Source organism: Segatella copri, from assembly GCF_949820605.1.
Taxonomy (GTDB): Bacteria; Bacteroidota; Bacteroidia; order Bacteroidales; family Bacteroidaceae; genus Prevotella.
In genome coordinates, this window is record NZ_CATKVU010000007.1 from 465,902 (window position 1) to 485,659 (window position 19,758).

A 19,758-nucleotide genomic window follows, 5' to 3' on the forward strand; every position below is an offset into this window, starting at 1 on the left:
GTTTTTTGTCGATGAAACAGAAGCAAAGATTCATATCTTTTCTATTGGCTTGGCTGATGGTGGCAACCTTCGGCTATGCGATAGCTTTGCCTCAACTTCAGGACGATAAAAAGAAAACCCATACCAGCACAGCCCAGCCCGTGCAGCTCGATGAAGATACCATTCCCGATTCGCTGCTGCATACCCGCTGGCAGATTCAGCGCACCCAACCTTACTCCCTGAGCGACCTCTATCAGAGTCCGCTCGACCTGAAACGTCCTGATAATCTGCAATATCAGGTAGTCTACAACGATACCCTCGACCGCTATATCATCGGCAACCGCATGGGCTCAACCTGGCTTTCGGCTCCTATCATGCTCACTCCGAAAGAGTATCTTGCATGGACCGAACAGCAGCAGCGCAACAGCTACTTTCGCAAGCAGAACGATGAAATCTTCCAGGCAAAAGGCAAGGAGAAGTTCGATTTCTCAGATATGCACTTCGACTTGGGACCTGCCGAGAAAATCTTCGGTCCTGGTGGCATCAGAGTGAAGACACAGGGTTCTGCCGAACTCAAGTTCGGTATCAACAAGAAAAACATCGACAATCCTTCGTTGCCTATCCGCAACCGAAAGACGACGATGATGGATTTTGATGAGAAAATTAATCTCAACGTCAACGGAAAGGTGGGCGATAAGGTGAACATGAACCTGAATTACAACACCGATGCCACCTTCGATTTCGATGCACAGAACATGAAACTGAAGTACGACGGCAAGGAAGATGAAATCATCAAACTCGTTGAGGCGGGCAACGTCTCCTTCCCTTCCAACTCTTCGCTCATCAAAGGTGCCAGCAGTCTGTTTGGTGTTAGAACCGATATGCAGTTTGGCAAACTCAAGCTGCAGATGGTAGCTTCGCAGAAGAAGAGTGCATCGAAGAGCGTATCTACCAGGGGCGGTGTGCAGCTTACCCCTTTCGAACTGAATGTGGCCGATTATGAGGAGAACCGCCACTTCTTCCTCTCCCAGTATTTCAGAAATCATTATGATGCCTGGATGCAGAAACTTCCTAATCTCACCACGGGCATCACCATCAACCGCGTGGAGGTGTGGGTTACCAACAAAACCGGCAATACCACCAATACCCGAAACATCGTAGCCCTGACCGATCTGGGCGAGAACCAGAAACTGAGCAACCCGATGTGGGCGGCGAGCGGACAGGTGCCTTCTAACCAGGCGAATACAGAGTATGCGGCGATGACAGGGCAGTATGCTGCTGCCCGTGACATCGACCAGGCTGCAACCACTCTCGATGGAGGCGGACTGGTTGGCGGAGCCGATTATGAGAAGCTGGAGAGTGCCCGTCTGCTCAATTCTTCTGAGTATACAGTCAATACCGCCTTGGGTTATATCTCATTGAAAACCAGTCTGCAGACCGATCAGGTACTTGCCGTAGCCTATGAGTATACATCGGGAGGTGTTACCTATCAGGTGGGCGAGTTTGCATCCGATCTCAGCGATACCAAGCAGGCACTCTTCGTGAAATCGCTCAAGAATACCAGTAATAATCCGCGACAGGGCAACTGGGGGTTGATGATGAAGAACGTTTATTATCTGGCTTCTACCATAGAGAAGGAGAAGTTTCGCCTGGATGTGAAATACCAGAGCGATACCACCGGCGTATATCTCAGTTATATCCCTGAGCAGCAGGTGAAGGAGCAGCCAATCATCCGTGTGCTGGGCGCCGACCGTCTGGATAACAACAACAAGGCACACAGCAATGGATATTTCGATTATGTAGAAGGCTATACCATCTCTAACGGACGCGTGTTCATTCCGAAGGTAGAGCCTTTCGGCAGTTATATGCGTGATTATCTGGTCAAGCGGGGCGTGGCTGCCGACAAGGCAGAAAAGTATGCCTTTACTGAACTTTATGACAGTACGAAGACCGTAGCCAAGCAGATAGCCGAAAAGAACAAGTATCAGATTGTGGGACAGTTCAAGGGCTCTGCAGCCAATGTCATCTCGCTTGATGCCTACAATGTGCCACAGGGCTCGGTGGTCGTTACGGCAGGCGGTATCACCCTGAAAGAGGGCACCGACTATTCGGTAGATTACAGTGCCGGTGAGGTGACCATCCTGAACCAGAGCATTATCGATGCCGGTACGGCTGTCAACGTTTCTCTGGAGAGTAATACCGATTTCGGACAAACCCGAAAAACGATGTTCGGACTGAACTGGGAGTATGATTTTACCAAGAACTTCCAGTTGAGCGGTACTATCCAGCACCTCTCCGAACAGGCGCTTACCACCAAGGTATCCATGGGCTCCGAACCGCTGAAGAACACCCTTTGGGGCATCAATCTCAACTGGCGCAAGGAGAGTCAGTGGCTCACCAATGTGCTTGACAAGATACCATTCCTGCACCTCACCCAGCCATCGCAGATATCCTTTACAGGAGAATTTGCCCAGCTCATTGCCGGTGAGGCTGGTGGCACACAGGACAATGCATCTTATATCGATGACTTCGAGGGTACGAAGACTACCATCGATGTAACGACTCCTACCTCCTGGTTTATATCCAGTGTGCCTTCGCTCAATTTCAAGGACGATTACAGCGATAAGACCGGTCTGAGCAGTGGTTTCCACCGTTCGCGCCTAGCCTGGTATACCATCGATCCGCTGTTCACCCGCCGTGGAAGTTCGCTCACTCCGGGACATATTAAGGGCGACCTCAAGCAGTTGAGTAACCATTATGTTCGCGAGGTCTATACCAAGGAGCTCTTCCCATTGCGCGACCAGAGCAGTTATCAGGGCGCTACCAATACCCTGAATGTACTCAATCTGGCTTACTATCCAAGCGAGCCGGGACCATACAACTTCAATGTAACAGATTTGCAGGCTGACGGAACCCTGCAGAATCCGCAGCGCAACTGGGGCGGAATGATGCGTAAGCTGGATACCAACGATTTCGAGCAGGCAAACATCGAATACATCGAGTTCTGGATGCTCGATCCGTTCATCTATTCCCGCGAAGAGGCTGATGCTGCCGATTATGGTGGCGATTTCTACATCAACCTGGGCGAGGTGAGCGAGGATATCCTGCGTGATGGCAAGAAATTCTATGAGAGTGGTATGCCGGTAGATGGCAGCAAGAGCTACACCTATACCCAGTGGGGTAAGATTCCTACCCAGAGCACCGTGACCTATGCCTTTGCTACCACCAGTGGCAGCAGAGCCTTGCAGGATGTGGGTTTCAACGGACTGACTGATGCCGAGGAGCAGGAATTCTACAAGAGTGCTTATCTCGACCAGATTCAGGGCAAGGTGAACCAGGCGGTATTCGACAGCATCTTTGCCGATCCGGCACGTGATGACTATCACTATTTCCGCGGTTCCGACTGGGATGAGATGCGTGCTCCTATCTTGCAGCGATATAAGTATATCAATAATCCTCAGGGCAACTCGCCTGACAGCGACAGCCGTTCTGAGGGCTATGATACTTCTTATAAGTCAACGCCGGATGTCGAGGATATCAACCAGGATTATACCCTCAACGAATATGAGAAATACTTCCAGTACCGTGTCAGCATCCGTCCGGAAGATCTCGTGGTGGGTAACAATCATATTGTAGATAAGCGTGAATACAGCCAGACCTGGCGTGATAATACCAAGTCTACCGTTACCTGGTATCAGTTCCGCATACCTATCGATGAGTTTGAGAACCGTCAGGGCAACATCAACGATTTCTCCAGCATCCGCTTCATGCGTATGTTCCTCACCGGTTTCAAGAAACCTATCGTGCTGCGTTTCGGTACCTTCGACCTCGTGATGGGCAAGTGGCGTACCTATGATCAGCCGCTCGGCGCAGCCAGTGGCGGAACCCTCGACGCAAGCAGCGTGAGTCTGGAAGAAAACGGCGAGAAGACACCGGTCAACTATGTATTGCCTCCGGGTATCAAGCGCGAACAGGATCCTAGTCAGCCTCAGTTGGTTGAGGCGAACGAGCAGGCGTTGAGTCTGGTGGTCAAGAATATGAGCACAGGCGAGGCGAAGGCGGTTTACAGGAATTCTACCATCGATCTGCGCCAGTATAAGCGCATCCAGATGTTTGCCCATGCCAATGCATTGGAGCAGAATACCACCCGTCTGCAGGATGGTGATCTCTCAGTCTTCATCCGTCTGGGTAGCGATTACAAGAACAATTACTACGAGTATGAAATCCCGCTGAAACTCACCGAGCCACGCTCCAACTACAACCGCTATGTGCTTGCCGACTGTAAGGCGGTATGGCCTGAGGAAAATATGCTCGATGTGCCGCTGAGCGTCTTTACGGCATTGAAGAAAAACCGTAACAAGGCGAAGGCACAGGGTGTGGCTTCTTATCTCGCTCCTTATTCCATGATGGATGCAGAACATCCGCAGAACAAGATTACCATCGTGGGTAATCCGAGTCTTGGCGAGGTGAAGACCATGATGCTGGGTGTGAGAAACAATTCTGCCGACATCAAGAGTGGTGAGGTATGGATTAACGAACTCCGACTCAAGGAACACAATAATTCGGGCGGTTGGGCTGCCAATGCCAACCTCAACGTACAACTCTCCGATTTGGGTAGCGTGAATGCCACCGGCAGATACATCAGCGAGGGATTCGGCGGTCTGGAAGATGGCGTGGCAAGTCGCACTACCGATAATTACGGTACCTACAGTGTGACCACATCGCTCGAAATGGGTAAGTTCTTCCCTGACAAGGCGAAGGTGAGCATACCTTTATATTATAGTGTTACCAAGGAGAAGACCACTCCTAAGTATAATCCGCTGGATACTGATATGGAATTGAAGGATGCCCTCGATGCCGCCGGCTCTAAGCACGAGCGCGATTCTATCGAGAATATCGCTGCCACCAAGATTACGCAGACCAACTTCTCCATCTCGAATGCCCGGGTGGGTATCTCTACCAAGCGCCATCCGATGCCATACGATCCAGCCAACTTCTCATTCACCTACAGTCATCAGCATCAGTATACTACGGGTGAAACGACGATGTATGAGCGCAAGGACAACTGGCGCGGAGCCCTGGATTATTCGTGGAGCCCGGTTTATAAGGCTTGGGAACCATTCAAGGGACTGAAGAACAAGAGCAAGTGGCTCGACATTCTGAAACGTTTCGGACTGAACTGGCTGCCGCAGAACATAGCCTTCAATACCGAGATGACGCGCGACTACTACGAGTTGCAGGAGCGCGATATGGAAACCCTAATGAGTGGAGCTGCCGGAGTAGACTCCAAGTTGCCGCTCACCTTCAGTGAACAGTTCCTCTGGAACCGTGAGTTCTCCATCAACTGGGATCTGACCAAGAACCTGCACATGAACTTCCAGAGTGCTACCCATGCACAGATAGAGGAACCATATACACCGGTCAACAAGGATCTTTATGCCGACCAGTATCATGCCTGGAAGGATTCCGTATGGACCAGCATCCGCCACTGGGGTGCACCGCTCGACTACAGTCAGAATTTCCAGGCATCCTACAAGGTGCCTCTCAATCTGCTGCCTGTCTTCGACTGGGTGAACAGCGATGCCTCTTACAATGCCAACTATTCTTGGGAGCGCGGTACAGAGGATGAGGAGGGTAACTCGTATGGAAACACCATCAATACCCAGCGCGAACTGACATTGAACGGAAACTTCAACCTGGTGAAACTCTACAACCATGTGCTTTTCCTGAAGAAGGTAAACGATAAGTTTGACCGTACCCAGAGTAGGGCACAGATGCAGCGCAAGAAGCAGGAAAAAAAGAAAAAGAAGCAGGAAGCAAAGGAACAGGCGGCTGATCCTAAGAAGGCGTTGCCTAAGAACAAGCGTGCCTTCGAACGGGAAATCACCCTCCTGCCTGATACCACATTCAAGATACGCCACGGCAAGAATACCAAGCGACTGATTGTGAATGCCAAGACGGAAGACGGCAAAGTGTTCCCGCTTAAATATAAAAAGGTAGATAATAACCAGATCAGAATCATCTCAAAGGTAGATACTGCCATGAAGGTGAAACTCTCCGTACTGGCTAAGGAACCGCTTGATGATAAGAAATGGTATAAGGGATTGCAGTTGGCTAGTCGCCTGGCAATGATGGTGCGCAATGTGAGCATCAATTATCGCAGCAGCTATCAGCTCACCCTGCCGGGCTTCTTGCCTAGTGTGGGTGATGCCTTCGGACAGAAGAAGGTGGGACAGATGGCACCGGGTCTTGACTTCGCCTTCGGTATGGTTAGCGACGATTATATCGAGAAGGCTAGAAACAACGACTGGCTGCTCTGCAACGACAGTATCGCAACACCAGCCACTACCAGCAGAACGGATAATCTTACGTTGCGTGCCACCCTGGAGCCTGTCAAGGATTTCAAGATAGATCTCTCTGCCACACGCACCAAGACCACGCAGAAGAGCATACAGTATATGTATGAAGGAACGCCAACTACCCAGAGTGGAGCTTTCCAGATGACTACCATCTCGCTGGGTTCGGCTTTCGAGGGAATGGGCAATGCCAATTCGGGGTATCGCAGCAAGACCTTCGAGAAGTTTGTCAACTCGCTGGCTGGTTTCAGAGATAGGGTAGAGGCGCAGTATGCAGGTACCGTTTATCCGACTGGTTCGGCTCTGGCTGGCGGCAAGTTTGATGCTTCCCGCACGCCGGTCAACCAGTATAGCAGCGATGTCATGATTCCTGCCTTCCTCAAGGCTTATACCTCGATGGGTGGCAATTCGCTCTCGGTATTCCCGGCATTGAGTCGGATGTTGCCAAACTGGACTATCCGTTACAGTGGACTGGGACGTCTGCCTTGGTTCAACGAGCACTTCAAGAGTGTCAACATCAACCACTCTTACAAAAGCGTCTTTGCGGTTGGCAGCTACAACAGTTACAGCACCTTCCAGGAGTATATGAACGGTCTCGGCTTCGTGAGTGATGTCACTACGGGCAATCCATCTCCAAGCAGCATGTTCAACATTTCGCAGGTAAGTATCAACGAGTCGTTCTCGCCATTATTGGGTATGGATGTCACATTCAACAATAATATGACGGTGAAGGCAGAATATCGCCAGACCCGTGTATTGAACCTCAGTATGACGAGTGTGCAGCTGAACGAGGCATTGAGTAAGGACTGGGTAATCGGTATGGGTTACCGCATCAACAACTTCGATGTTTTCGGTTGGGGCACCAAGGTCTCCCGTTCCAAGTCGAAGGGCGGCAATAATAATGCTGCCAATAAGAATGCGTCGACCACCAAGACAGTTCAGAATGGTACCAACCATGATCTGAATCTGCGTCTTGACTTCAGTTTCCGCAAGCAGGCAGCCATCGTTCGTGATATTGCCTCAATGGTAAGCAGTGCCAGTAGCGGCAACAATGCTCTGAAACTGAGTTTCTCTGCCGATTATACCTTCAGCAAACTCCTTACCATGAGTTTCTATTATGACCGTCAGACTAACACACCGCTCCTGTCGAGCAGCAGTTATCCTACCACCACACAGGATTTCGGCCTGAGCATCAAGTTCTCGCTGACGAGATAAAAAGAAAATTCACTAGAACCAATAGGTAGGAAGTAAATTCTCTAATTCTCAAATTCTTGAAAATAAAAAAAGCTCGGATGCATCACAAGCATCCGAGCTTTTTTAATATTCTGATAATTCTTGATTACTTCTTGTCGTAAGCATGAACAGGGTAGTCGATGGTATAGTGGAGACCACGGCTCTCCTTGCGTTCTATCGCCATGCGGGTGATGAGATAACCCACGTTAATCATGTTGCGGAGCTCGCAGAGTTCCTTGCTTACCTTTACACGCTTGAAGAGGTTTTCTGTCTCTTCGTAGAGAAGATCGAGGCGGTCCCATGCTCGCTTCAGACGGAGATCGCTGCGCACGATGCCTACATAGTTGCTCATGCATTCGCCCACCTCTTTCACGCTCTGTGTAATCAGCACCTTCTCTTCGTTGGTCAAAGTACCTTCATCATTCCATTCTGGTACCTTCTCGTTGAAGTCGTATTCATCTACATGTTCAATACTGTGCTTGGCAGCAGTCTCGGCATAAACCACAGCCTCGATGAGCGAGTTGCTGGCAAGACGGTTACCGCCATGCAGACCGGTGCATGAACACTCGCCCAGGGCATAGAGACGGTTGATGCTTGAACAGCCGTTCAAATCTACCTTAATACCGCCACACATATAGTGAGCGGCAGGACGAACAGGGATATAATCCTTGGTGATGTCGATGCCGATGCTCAGACACTTGGCGTAGATATTAGGGAAGTGACGCTTGGTCTCCTCTGGATTCTTATGGGTTACATCGAGACAGACATGATCCAATCCGTGAATCTTCATCTCCTTATCGATGGCACGAGCCACGATGTCACGAGGAGCCAGACTCAATCGCTTATCATATTTCTCCATGAAACTTTCGCCGTTAGGCAGACGCAAGATGCCGCCATAACCACGCATAGCCTCGGTGATGAGGAAGGCAGGATGGGTCTCGCCCGGATGATAAAGAGCGGTTGGGTGGAACTGGACAAACTCCATGTCGGCTACAGTTCCCTTGGCACGGTATACCATCGCCTCACCATCGCCAGTGGCAATCACCGGGTTGGTAGTAGTTTGATAAACAGCACCGCATCCACCGGTACACATCACGGTTACTTTGCTCAGATAGGTATCCACCTTCTGGGTATCAGGATTCAATACGTATGCACCGTAACAGTTGATATAAGGAGTGCGGCGGGTAACACGGGCACCCAAGTGGTGCTGAGTGATAATCTCTACGGCGAAATGATTTTCCTTGATATCGATATCCGGACAGTTGCGCACAGCCTCCATCAGACCGCGCTGGATTTCTGCACCCGTATCATCTGCATGATGAAGGATGCGGAACTCGCTGTGACCGCCCTCACGGTGTAGGTCGAACTTGCCGTCCTGCTGCTTATCGAAGTTGACGCCCCACTGCACGAGCTCCTTGATCTGCTCCGGTGCCATGGTGACAACCTGCTTCACTGCTTTATAATCGCTGATATAATCACCAGCAATCATTGTATCCTGTATGTGCTTGTCGAAGTTATCCACTTCCAAGTTGGTAACTGACGCCACACCACCTTGTGCGAATGACGTGTTAGCCTCGTCGAGCGAGGTTTTGCAAATCATACACACCTTACCTTTATGCGCTCTGGCTACTTTCAGGGCGTAACTCATACCGGCAACTCCTGAGCCGATAATTAGAAAATCATACTTATAAACCATTGAGTTTATTCTTATCTAATTTCAATATTAAGAATAGGTGTTTTTATGTATAAAACAGCCCCATTCTCTCAGAATTAATTCTTAATTCGTTGCAAAAGTAATAATTAATCTTTAAAATGAGTAATAAGAGAGGGATTTTTTGTAATTTTGCAGCGAAATTTAAGGTTATATAGTCTTTTAGACTATCAAAAGGTCGTAAAAACGACAATAATATAAGGTAATAAATCAAAGTTATGGCAGATAGAACTTTTCATAAGCGTTTTACGCTGACGGCACGTATCGGTGTGGCGGTGTTCGCAATCCTGGCTCTCTACTTCTTCTGGGTCAAGCTGGCTATCATCGGCATCTTTGTGGCTATCATCATCGTGGGCATGATAGAGCGCATACTGAATACAACCTATACCTTCAAGATGGTAAAACCGATAGACCTGGATGAGGAGATGGAATATCTCATCATCAATGAGGGCAGGTTCTCTTCCAACAGAAATGTGCCGCTATGTGATGTCATTGATGTACAGATCGCCAAGACTTTCTTCGGATTAGACCATTGTGTGGTCATCGAATACGGACATAATAATATTGTGACCGTTCAGCCGGATAATGAAGAGGCATTTATGGAGAGAATCAAAAATAAATAATTTCTTTTAAGTTCAGGTGAACTGATTGTGATGAAAAAGATAATATATATGATGTTGGGTCTGATGATGGTATGGATCTCTGTACCGGTGCAGGCCCAGAATGTGATTGAAGATGAGGGAATAGAAACGGTTGATGAGGAGGATATTTCCGACTCTACACTCGTTGACTCACTGGCTGCGGATACGCTGGCGCAGAATTTGCCTTGGCCAGAATCGGTGAAGGTGGGTATTGATAAACTCCTTGAAAGCAAGATGTTCGAAACATCACAGGTAGGACTGATGGTCTGGGACCTGTCTGCTGACTCTTGTATCTTTCAGAGAAATGAACAACAGCTGATGCGTCCGGCAAGTACGATGAAGCTCCTGACTGCCATTACGGCGCTCGATAAGTTGGGCGGTTCTTACCAGTTTAAAACCACTCTGAAATATACCGGTACCATTGAGAATGGAGTATTGACGGGTGATGTCTATTGTATAGGCGGTATGGATCCCCGTTTCAACAGCGATGATATGTCGGCATTTGTCAATAGTCTGAAGGATATGGGTGTTGACACCATCCGTGGCAGCATCTATGCTGACCGCTCTTTGAAGGATGCCGACCTGTTGGGTGAAGGCTGGTGCTGGGATGATGACAATCCGGTGCTTTCGCCACTGGTATTCCAGCGCAAGGACATCTTTATGGATAAGTTTCTTGCCAAGCTCCGTGAGGAGGGCATCGAATATTCCTGCTTTGGGGCTTCAGAGAAGACTTGCCCTGCGAGTGCCTTTACGGTCTGTACCCGATTCCATACGATGGATCAGATTCTGCACAAGATGATGAAGGAGAGTGATAATCTCTATGCCGAGAGCATGTATTATCAGATTGCGGCTTCTACGGGCAATAAATGGGCGAGTGCCAAGAGTGCCCGAAATGTGGAAAGACAGCTTATCCGCAAGATAGGACTCGATCCGGCAAGATATAAACTGGCTGACGGCTCGGGACTTTCGCTCTATAATTATCTCAGTGCCGAACTGGAGGTGAAACTGCTTCGTTATGCTTATCTCAACGGTAATATCATGGACCATCTGAAGCATTCGCTGCCTATCGGTGGGGTTGACGGTACGTTGAAGAAACGTATGAAGAACAGTTTTGTGCATGGCAATGTGAAAGCAAAGACGGGTACGTTGACGGGCATCATCTCATTGGCGGGTTACTGTACCGCAGCCAATGGTCATGAACTCTGTTTCGCCATCATTAACAATGGTATCATGCATGGCAATAATGCCAGACACTTTGCAGATAAAGTATGTACTTTGCTCTGCCAACCGTGAGCGTTAGTTGATAGTTTATAGTTGATAGTTAATAGTTTTATGGAGGAAATTCGTAAGTTTGTAGATGAAATGATAACATGGGCAGGAGTCACCGGTGATTTTGTGCCCATGCTGCGCCATATCTTGCTCACCATTACAGCCATTCTCTTGGCGATGCTGAGCGATTTTCTTTGTCGCAAGATACTGGTTCCGCTCATCAGTAAGATTACTGATAAGACGGACATCACTTGGGATGATGTGCTGCTGAACAAGAAGGTGCTCACCTCGGCTTGCCATATTGTGCCGGCTGTGGTGATATGGTCGCTCATGCCGCTGATTTATCTGGAGTATCCGATATTCAAGGAGATATTGGAGCGGGCTACGGGCATCTATATCGTGGTGATGTCGGTGCGTACGGCTCTGGTCTTCATCGGGTCTTTCAAAGGATTGGAGGATTCTCAGGAACGACGCTCGTCGGCTCAGCAGTATTTCCATACTTTCTGCGGTGTTCTCAGGGTATTGATGCTCTTCGTGGCTGCTGTGGTGGTGATTGCCATCCTGCTAGGCAAAAACCCGATGACCCTCTTTGCCGGTTTGGGTGCTACCTCGGCAGTCCTGATGCTGGTCTTTAAGGATACCATCACGGGATTGGCGGCTGGTGTGCGTCTTACCAGCAATGATATGTTGCATAAGGGCGACTGGATTACGGTGAAGTCGGTGGATGCCAATGGTATCGTTGAGGATATGTCACTCACGACCGTGAAGGTGCGCAACTTTGATAACACCATCGTTACCATTTCGCCTATTACCCTGGTGAATGGTTCGTTCCAGAACTGGATTGGTATGCAGAAGAGTGGTGGACGAAGAGTGAAGCGCGTGGTTTACTTCGATTTCCGTAGTGTCCGTCTGGTGGATGAGACATTAAAATGCACTCTGCTTACCAAGCATTTCGCCACCGAAGATTCGTTTAAGTTGAAGGAGTCGTTGCAGAAGGCGATAGATAAAGATATACAAGAAGGGAAGGATATTGAGGATTTAAAGAATCCTGCAGCCCTTGCTCCTACCAATCTCCAGCTTTACCGTAAATTCATGGAGAAGTATCTGCGCCAGCGTCCGGAGGTCAATACCGATCTCACATTGATGGTGCGCCACATGGAAGCCACGCAATGCGGTCTTCCTATCGAGTTCTATTTCTTCATTAAGGATAAGGTATGGGTGAATTATGAGCACATTCTCGCCGATATCATGGAGCATGCCTATGCCTTGGCGAATGAATTCGATCTGAAGATTTATGAGCAATATCCGGAACAGTAATTACTTTGAACATTGAACTTTATGAATAGTTTTTCGGCTGTCATTATCCGTTGGTTTCGTGAGTATGGTAGGGAATTGCCTTGGCGCGAAACCAAGGATCCTTATGCCATCTGGCTGAGCGAAATCATCCTTCAGCAAACCCGCATCGCACAGGGATGGGAATATTGGGAGCGGTTCATGAAGACCTATCCCAAGGTTGAAGACTTGGCTGCTGCCAGCGAGGATGATGTCTTGAAACTCTGGCAGGGATTGGGGTATTACTCGCGAGCCCGCAACCTTCATACTGCTGCCAGACAGATAGTAGAGCTCGGTCATTTCCCTGATACGCTTGAAGGTATCAAAGCCCTGAAAGGGGTGGGTGATTATACTGCTGCAGCCATCGGTTCTTTTGCATTTGATATTCTGGCGGCAGTAGTAGATGGCAATGTGTACCGGGTTCTTTCACGTTACTTCGGAATAGATACTCCTATCAACTCAACGCAGGGGAAAAAGGAGTTTGCTGCGTTGGCTCAATCACTCTTGCCTGCTTCGTCTGCTCAGCAACTTTCTGATACAGCATTATCGCCTGTTGCTGCCTATAACCAGGGTATGATGGATTTCGGAGCTATCCAGTGCACTCCTCAATCTCCAAAATGTCTTGTCTGTCCGCTTGCCGAAACCTGTGAGGCGTTGAGGACTGGAAGGGTAGAGGAGTTGCCGGTGAAGAACAAGACACTGAAGGTGAAAACGCGCCATCTCTCCTATATATATATAAGGTGTAAAGGCGAAGTGGCTATCCACCGTCGCGGCGAGGGTGATATCTGGCAAGGATTGTGGGAACCATATAACGCATCAGATGCTCCGCAACTGCCTGCCTTTGTCCATAATCCTCTTCTCCTGGCTAAGGATGTGAAGCATGTACTTACCCATCGCATCCTCCTTGCCGACTTCTATCTGCAGGAAACAGAAACCCGCCCCCTGCTCCCTGATGATTATATCTGGGTGAAAGAGGACGAGGTAGAACAGTATGGTGTTCCAAGGTTGATAGAAATCATGTTGGAAATGGTTCAAGCTAAATCATAAAAAAGAGGGTGTGTCATAAGGCCATGACACACCCTCTCTTATTTATATATGTTCTGTTAGATATTTCGTCTCAAGCAAGAATTAGTAATTCTGTGCTTCAATCTGGAAGTAGCTCTGTGGGTGGTTGCAGACTGGGCAAACCTCAGGAGCCTTCTTGCCTACTACGATATGTCCGCAGTTAGAGCACTGCCAGATGCAGTCGCCGTCACGAGAGAAGACGAGCTTGTCCTGTACGTTCTTCAAGAGCTTGCGATAACGCTCCTCATGATGCTTCTCAATCTGAGCAACCATCTCAAACTTAGCTGCAATCTCGTTGAAGCCCTCTTCACGAGCCTCCTTTGCCATGCGTGGATACATATCGGTCCACTCATAGTGCTCACCATTGGCAGCAGCTTCCAGGTTCTTCTCTGTATCCTGGATAGCACCGCCCTCCAGATACTTGAACCACAACTTAGCGTGCTCCTTCTCGTTAGCAGCTGTCTCCTCAAAGATGTTGGCTATCTGTACAAAACCGTCCTTCTTTGCCTTGCTTGCAAAATAGGTATATTTGTTACGAGCCTGTGACTCACCAGCGAAAGCCTCCTGGAGGTTCTTCTCTGTCTTTGTTCCTTTTAATTCCTTCATAATGTATTCTGTATTAAGTTATTAATATGTTCTTTATTAAATTCTTATGCAAAGATATTGAAAATATTTCAAATATACAAATAAATTAAGAACTATTTACCTTTTTGGCGCTTATTTAAATAATATAAAGCAAAACCAAGCATGGCAACACCGAATATCCACGAGATGATGGCACTCGTTACCATACCCAGCGTATGAGTGAATCCCGCCACAATGAAGGTGAGGAAACTCACACCGGCTACAGTCAGGGCGTAAGGCAACTGTGATGATACATGATGTACATGCTTGCATTCCGCTCCTGCACTCGCCATGATGGTGGTATCGCTGATAGGAGAGATATGGTCGCCACATACCGCACCAGCCATACATGCCGAGATAGAAATGATGCGCAAAGGATCAGCACCAGGGAATACGGCGATGCAGATAGGAATCAGAATACCGAAGGTTCCCCAGGAGGTACCCGTTGCAAATGCCAGAAAGCCTGCTACCAGGAAGATGATGCCCGGAAGAAGCATCTGAAGTTCTGAGGCACTGCTCGCTACAACCGATGATACATATTCTGCCGCACCCAGCGAGTCGGTCATACTCTTCAGCGTCCATGCCAAAGTAAGAATCAGAATGGCTGGTACCATCGCCTCAAAACCCTTGATGAGACTACTCATCGCCTCATCGAAAGGCAAGGTCTTGCGAATGGTAAACATCATGATGGTAAGAATCAGGGAAGCCAATGAACCGATTACCAAGCCTACAGAGGCATTGCTCGCAGCAAAGGAATCCACAAAGTTGAGATAGTTGGCATTATCGGCATCGAAGAATCCGCCCGAATATACCATGCCCGCCATGCAGAAGATAATCAGCATGATGATTGGAATCACCAGGTCGCTCACGGTTCCCTTGTTCTTGGAATCCTCTTCCTGTTTGGCTCCCACACCGTGCTCAACAATCTGCAGTTTGGTATCGCTCACCTCATCGAGCTTCCCGCCATTGGTTCGCTCGTACCATTCCTTCAGTCTTGCATCATACTTGCTCATCGCCTTGAAGTCGAAGCCCAGTATCACGATGCCAAACATAAAGAGGATGGTAAAGAATGCGTAGAAATTAAAAGGTATCGCCTTGCAGAAAAGCGCCAGTCCGTTCTCTCCGCCCGATACGAAGCCCGATACCGCAGCTGCCCAACTCGAGATAGGGGAGATGATGCAGACTGGAGCGGCTGTAGAATCGATGAGATAAGCCAGCTTCTCCTTGGTAACACCGTTGCGCACAGCGATAGGACGCATCACCGAACCCACGGTAAGGCAGTTGAAGTAATCGTCGATGAATATCAGAATGCCGAGCAGGATGGTAGCAATCTGTACGCCAACCTTCGAGTGTACATGCTTGGAAGCCCAACGGCCGAAAGCTGCCGAACCTCCCGCCTTGTTCATCAGTGAAACGATGCTGCCCAACACCACCAGGAATACCAGAATGCCTACATTCCAGGGATCGGAGAGGCAATGTATCAAGCCGTAAGCTTTGGCTTCATCGCCTTCGCTTACGGTATGATTGGTAAGGTGAACGAGGAATCCGTCGAAACCTGTTCCCATCGAAATGCAATATTGAACGGCACCCAGTATGATACCGATAAAAAGAGAAGAATAGACCTCCTTTGTCTTCAGCGCCAGAGCGATGGCGACGATAGGAGGCAGTAACGACCATGCGGTCCCAATCATGTTGTAATCCATTTTATTGTTTTTGGGCAAAGATAGTTTTTTTTGGTAATATATGCAAGCTTTTGGGCAGAAAAAATGGTGCTTATGGGTTGATATGGGCTATTTTAGCATATTTTTGGGACAGAAAGTACATATAAAAAGTGTTTGAGAGAAGAATGAGGAAAGTTTACTGGTTATCAGTTACTTTCCTCATTTTGGTTAAAAGTGGCGAGGACAGACGAAGACGGGAATATGACAAGATGAGACAGAGGAACGTTACCTATCCGTAACCTATACCCCAAATGGGGAATGTTAAGGTTCGGAAGAATGAGGAAGGTTACGAATTGAATTTGAACGCTCTGATTTATAGTGAGTTACTAATGAGCAACGTAAGTTTTTTGGTTACGAACCAAATTTGCCGTGTTCTGCCGTGAAATGCGTAGCAAGAAAAGACTCTTCAGGTATTAATTTTGAACGCAAAAAAGAATGACGTTATGAAGAGTACATTTTCAATTATCTTCTACCTCAAAAGACAGGTAGTAAAGAAAGATGGTACTGTTCCAGTTATGGGACGTATCACAGTGGACGGAACACAGGCGCAGTTCAGTTGCAAGACAACTGCCAATCCAGATTTGTGGGACACCAAGGGCGGACGCATGATAGGTAAGAGTATGCAGGCTTTGGAGGTGAACCGTAAATTGGACAAGATGCGTGTGAGTATCAGCAAGCATTATCAGGAGATTATGGACAGGGACAACTTCGTCACTGCCGACAAGGTGAAGAACGCCTTTCTTGGCTTGGAGTATCGTTGCCATACACTGATGAAAGTCTATTCTCAAAGCCGTGATGAAATGGAAAAGCAATATAAGGCTGGCATGAAATCTTTGAGTACATACACGAAGTATAGAATCGGGTGTGCCTATGTGGGCGAGTTCTTGCAGACGCATTACCATGTGAAGGATATTGCTCTGAAAGAGTTATCGCTGCCTTTTATCACAGACTACGAGACTTTTCTCAGAACCGACAAGCACTTGAAGATAAACTCTGCGATGGTGTTTGTCCGCAATCTCCGTGCAATGGTATTCCGTGCCATAGATAATGAATGGCTCGTAAAAGACCCTTTCAGACGATATGAGTACAAGGAAGAAGAGACGACAAGAGAGTTTCTGAGCAAAGAAGAGATTCACCTGTTGATGGAAACACCTATCACAAGAAAGAAGATGAGTATGGTGCGTGACTTGTTCCTGTTCTGTTGTTTTACAGGTCTCGCTTTCATTGATCTGTACAACTTGAAGGAAGAGAACATCAAGGAATTTTTCGATGAAGGTGAATGGATCGTTATCCATCGACAGAAGACTGGAACGGAAGCCAACATCAAGTTGCTTGATTATCCCAAGCAGATTATGGAAAAATACCGTGGATTGTGTGAAGACGGCAGGGTGTTTCCTGTACCCAACTACCAAAGTTGTATGGATTCGCTCAAAAGACTGGGCAAAAGATGTGGTATCACCAAGCCGCTGTCCTGGCACATGAGCCGTCATTCGTTCGCAACCTCGGTTTGCCTCTCCAACGGAGTTCCAATAGAAACCGTGAGTTCAATGCTTGGTCACAAGGACATAAAGACAACCCAGGTGTATGCCAAGATTACCAAGGAGAAATTGAGCAAAGACGTGGAAAAGTTGTCTCAGCAGATTAATAACATTGAGGAATTCACGTTTGGAAATGTTTGCAACGATAATACTAACACTATAAATGGCAGAGTATGAAACGACAAGTGATAACAATACAAGAAGAAATGGTCATCTACGCCCCACATCATGGTGAGGTGTGGATGACAGTTTGGGAGATTGCCGAACTGTTGAATGTAACAGGGACAGCAGTGAAGAATACCATCAAGCGCATTTGGAAACAAAGTGTGCTGAAAGATTTCCAGCTTTCTCAATACATCAAACTTGAAAATGGATATTCTGCGCATGTCTATGATATGGAAGTGATTATCGCCATAGCACTTCAAATGGATACATACCAAGCCTTGTTGTTCAGACAATGGTTTATCAGTAAGGTTGTAAACCGCAAGGATTGCCATGCAGAGCAAGTAAAACACGAGTATCCGATGATTATTGTGATGAACGGAACGATGCCAAGAGGTGCAAGTTAGAATCTCTCATCTTTTAATAAGATTCCTACACCTTTATAAATAATAGCGTACAGAGGAAACGATTTTTGTCGTTGTACCCTGTACGCTATTTTTGTTTCACTATTATGAAGCAGTACCCTCCTCTTATGAAACAGTGCCGTCGATTATCGGCTTGCGGTAATTACCAGTGAGAAGTGCTTGTATCTCGGATTCCGGATAGAGGGTTTTGCCACATAATATAATGTAGGGCAAAATGCCTTGCTTGCGATATTCCTGCAAGGTGCGGCGACTAAGCTTCAAATGCTCGGAGAGTTCCTTGTCGGTGAGGTATCGCTCCCCGTTCAAAGGTGGGCTGTAGGACTCGATGAATGAAGATAGCCAGTTGTTGGCTTTCTTCAAGGATTGCATGGCGGTGTCTATCGACTTGCTCTCATGCGTAAGAAGTTGGTTCATGTTCATTGTTTACAATTTGGATTAAGTGGTGAATATAAAATGTGTTGGCTCGCCCAGGGTGAAGTTTTCGGCTTTGCCTTGGGCGAGTTTGGCTTTACGCTATACCGATTTGATTCTGGCGATAAGCGGAACGATGGCTTTGACCTCTTCGGGACAGTAATAGAATTGGCGACCTATCTGGGTATGCCCCAAGAAACGGCGGTCACGAAGTTTTTGTAAGGTGCGCTGGCTGATGCGAAGTTGCTGGCAGACCTCATGACCTGTAAGCCATTTGTTCAGACGCTTGCCGTTAGCCTTATGCTTCAGCAACTCAACTTTCTTTACCAAGGCATCGTATCTTGCCATCATCAAGTCGAATGCCTTCTTTTCCATTGTTACTACTTCCATATTCTCTGTTTTATTGGTTCAACAAATTCGGGTGCAAAGTTAATGTGTGTATGTTGAAAAACAATGAAAATGAATAACTGTGGCAGTACTTTTCTGGGGTTTGCCGACCGCTTGGCAAGAAAAATCAAGAAAATTATACGTGGGTCATTAATGAGTTGTTAAACGGGTATTTCGCAAATGATTAATTTTGCCACCGAGAAATCAAAACAGCAAAGTTTGTAACATTTAAAACGGAATCAAAATGGAAGTAATAACAATGGAAAGTCCAGCCTTTAAGATGCTGACAGAACAGATTGCCGACGTGGCAAAGTTGGTAGCTCTCATATATTCCAATGCGAGAGAAAATACCAAAAGAAGAAGCATGGAACTTGTGCTGACAAGCAGTGATGCAGCAAGAATACTTGGGATAAGCAAGCGAACCCTGCAGCGCTTGCGCTCTACCAACAGCATCGAGTACTTCATGGTGCGCGGACAATGCAGATATAGCATCAACGCTGTACAGAAATTGATTGAGGAACGAACCATTGCCAAGGAGACATGAGTATGGAAGATGGAACATTGAGACGATTGGAATTATATCTGCATGACCTGCACAAGAAGATTGACGGCATCTATGACATGCTGATGTTGAGACATGAGCGAAGCGGAGAGGACAAGGGATGCTCTGGCATCAACGAGAAATTGCTCGACAACCAGGATCTCTGTCTTTTGTTTCAAATTTCTCCCCGTTCCCTGCAACGCTACCGCAGTCTGGGAGTGCTTCCCTACAAGCGGCTGGGACAGAAGACCTACTACACGGAGGAAGACGTGAAGCAATTTATCAAGAACAACGTGAAGGATTTCAATCAGGAGAATGTAGAGCATTATATGACTCGCATTCACCAAAAATTCAAATAACAAA

14 protein-coding genes are annotated in these 19,758 nt (G+C 47.6%); 9 read left to right on the forward strand and 5 right to left on the reverse strand.

Features of this window, described 5'->3' with window-relative positions:
- Window positions 1-11 precede the first annotated feature (11 nt).
- Window positions 12-7,550, forward strand: a complete 7,539-nt coding sequence (gene sov / locus RCO84_RS16500; RefSeq protein WP_317585779.1) for a T9SS outer membrane translocon Sov/SprA — start codon at window positions 12-14, stop codon at window positions 7,548-7,550.
- Between the two features lie 124 nt (window positions 7,551-7,674).
- On the opposite strand, the gene nadB is transcribed toward sov, so the two are convergent.
- A complete protein-coding gene (nadB, locus tag RCO84_RS16505; protein WP_264901278.1) occupies window positions 7,675-9,264 on the reverse strand; it encodes an L-aspartate oxidase in 1,590 nt (529 codons plus the stop codon).
- A gap of 233 nt (window positions 9,265-9,497) precedes the next feature.
- Between nadB and RCO84_RS16510 the strand changes: the two genes are divergently transcribed.
- From RCO84_RS16510 to mutY, 4 genes are read left to right on the forward strand one after another with little or no spacing between them, the layout of a single operon-like run.
- Complete coding sequence (locus RCO84_RS16510; RefSeq protein WP_144151110.1) at window positions 9,498-9,902, forward strand: hypothetical protein; 405 nt, start codon at window positions 9,498-9,500, stop codon at window positions 9,900-9,902.
- A gap of 30 nt (window positions 9,903-9,932) precedes the next feature.
- Window positions 9,933-11,213 (forward strand): D-alanyl-D-alanine carboxypeptidase/D-alanyl-D-alanine endopeptidase, encoded by a 1,281-nt coding sequence (dacB, locus tag RCO84_RS16515; protein ID WP_287819336.1) that lies wholly within the window; start codon window positions 9,933-9,935, stop codon window positions 11,211-11,213.
- A gap of 39 nt (window positions 11,214-11,252) precedes the next feature.
- The gene (locus RCO84_RS16520; protein ID WP_317585782.1) at window positions 11,253-12,506 is read left to right on the forward strand and encodes a mechanosensitive ion channel family protein; all 1,254 of its coding nucleotides are present in this window, start codon (window positions 11,253-11,255) and stop codon (window positions 12,504-12,506) included.
- A gap of 21 nt (window positions 12,507-12,527) precedes the next feature.
- Window positions 12,528-13,568 carry an A/G-specific adenine glycosylase gene (gene mutY / locus RCO84_RS16525; RefSeq protein WP_317585784.1) on the forward strand — a complete coding sequence of 347 codons (1,041 nt, stop codon included), beginning with the start codon at window positions 12,528-12,530 and terminating at the stop codon, window positions 13,566-13,568.
- An 81-nt stretch (window positions 13,569-13,649) separates the two neighbouring features.
- Here mutY and rbr read toward each other — a convergent pair whose 3' ends face one another.
- Both rbr and RCO84_RS16535 read right to left on the reverse strand, forming a co-directional pair.
- Entirely contained in the window at window positions 13,650-14,192 is a 543-nt protein-coding gene (rbr, locus tag RCO84_RS16530; protein ID WP_144151098.1) for a rubrerythrin, read from the reverse strand.
- Between the two features lie 92 nt (window positions 14,193-14,284).
- Window positions 14,285-15,901, reverse strand: coding sequence for a Na+/H+ antiporter NhaC family protein (locus tag RCO84_RS16535; protein WP_317585786.1), 1,617 nt, complete (start codon window positions 15,899-15,901; stop codon window positions 14,285-14,287).
- A gap of 473 nt (window positions 15,902-16,374) precedes the next feature.
- Here RCO84_RS16535 and RCO84_RS16540 point away from each other — a divergent pair, with 473 nt between their 5' ends.
- Both RCO84_RS16540 and RCO84_RS16545 read left to right on the forward strand, forming a co-directional pair.
- Window positions 16,375-17,646, forward strand: coding sequence for a site-specific integrase (locus RCO84_RS16540; RefSeq protein WP_317585788.1), 1,272 nt, complete (start codon window positions 16,375-16,377; stop codon window positions 17,644-17,646).
- Entirely contained in the window at window positions 17,643-18,038 is a 396-nt protein-coding gene (locus RCO84_RS16545) for a hypothetical protein (RefSeq protein ID WP_233339746.1), read from the forward strand. Before RCO84_RS16540 ends, RCO84_RS16545 begins: the two co-directional genes overlap by 4 nt.
- 123 nt (window positions 18,039-18,161) lie before the next feature.
- On the opposite strand, the gene RCO84_RS16550 is transcribed toward RCO84_RS16545, so the two are convergent.
- Both RCO84_RS16550 and RCO84_RS16555 read right to left on the reverse strand, forming a co-directional pair.
- Complete coding sequence (locus RCO84_RS16550) at window positions 18,162-18,476, reverse strand: helix-turn-helix domain-containing protein (RefSeq protein ID WP_217758001.1); 315 nt, start codon at window positions 18,474-18,476, stop codon at window positions 18,162-18,164.
- 93 nt (window positions 18,477-18,569) lie between these two features.
- Window positions 18,570-18,857 carry a helix-turn-helix domain-containing protein gene (locus tag RCO84_RS16555; RefSeq protein WP_071122342.1) on the reverse strand — a complete coding sequence of 96 codons (288 nt, stop codon included), beginning with the start codon at window positions 18,855-18,857 and terminating at the stop codon, window positions 18,570-18,572.
- Window positions 18,858-19,098: 241 nt separating this feature from the next.
- On the opposite strand from RCO84_RS16555, the gene RCO84_RS16560 reads away from it, so the two are divergent.
- Together RCO84_RS16560 and RCO84_RS16565 are read left to right on the forward strand one after the other, a co-directional pair.
- The gene (locus RCO84_RS16560; RefSeq protein WP_262302261.1) at window positions 19,099-19,398 is read left to right on the forward strand and encodes a helix-turn-helix domain-containing protein; all 300 of its coding nucleotides are present in this window, start codon (window positions 19,099-19,101) and stop codon (window positions 19,396-19,398) included.
- Between the two features lie 2 nt (window positions 19,399-19,400).
- Window positions 19,401-19,754 carry a helix-turn-helix domain-containing protein gene (locus tag RCO84_RS16565; protein WP_373690145.1) on the forward strand — a complete coding sequence of 118 codons (354 nt, stop codon included), beginning with the start codon at window positions 19,401-19,403 and terminating at the stop codon, window positions 19,752-19,754.
- The last annotated feature ends 4 nt before the right edge of the window (window positions 19,755-19,758 follow it).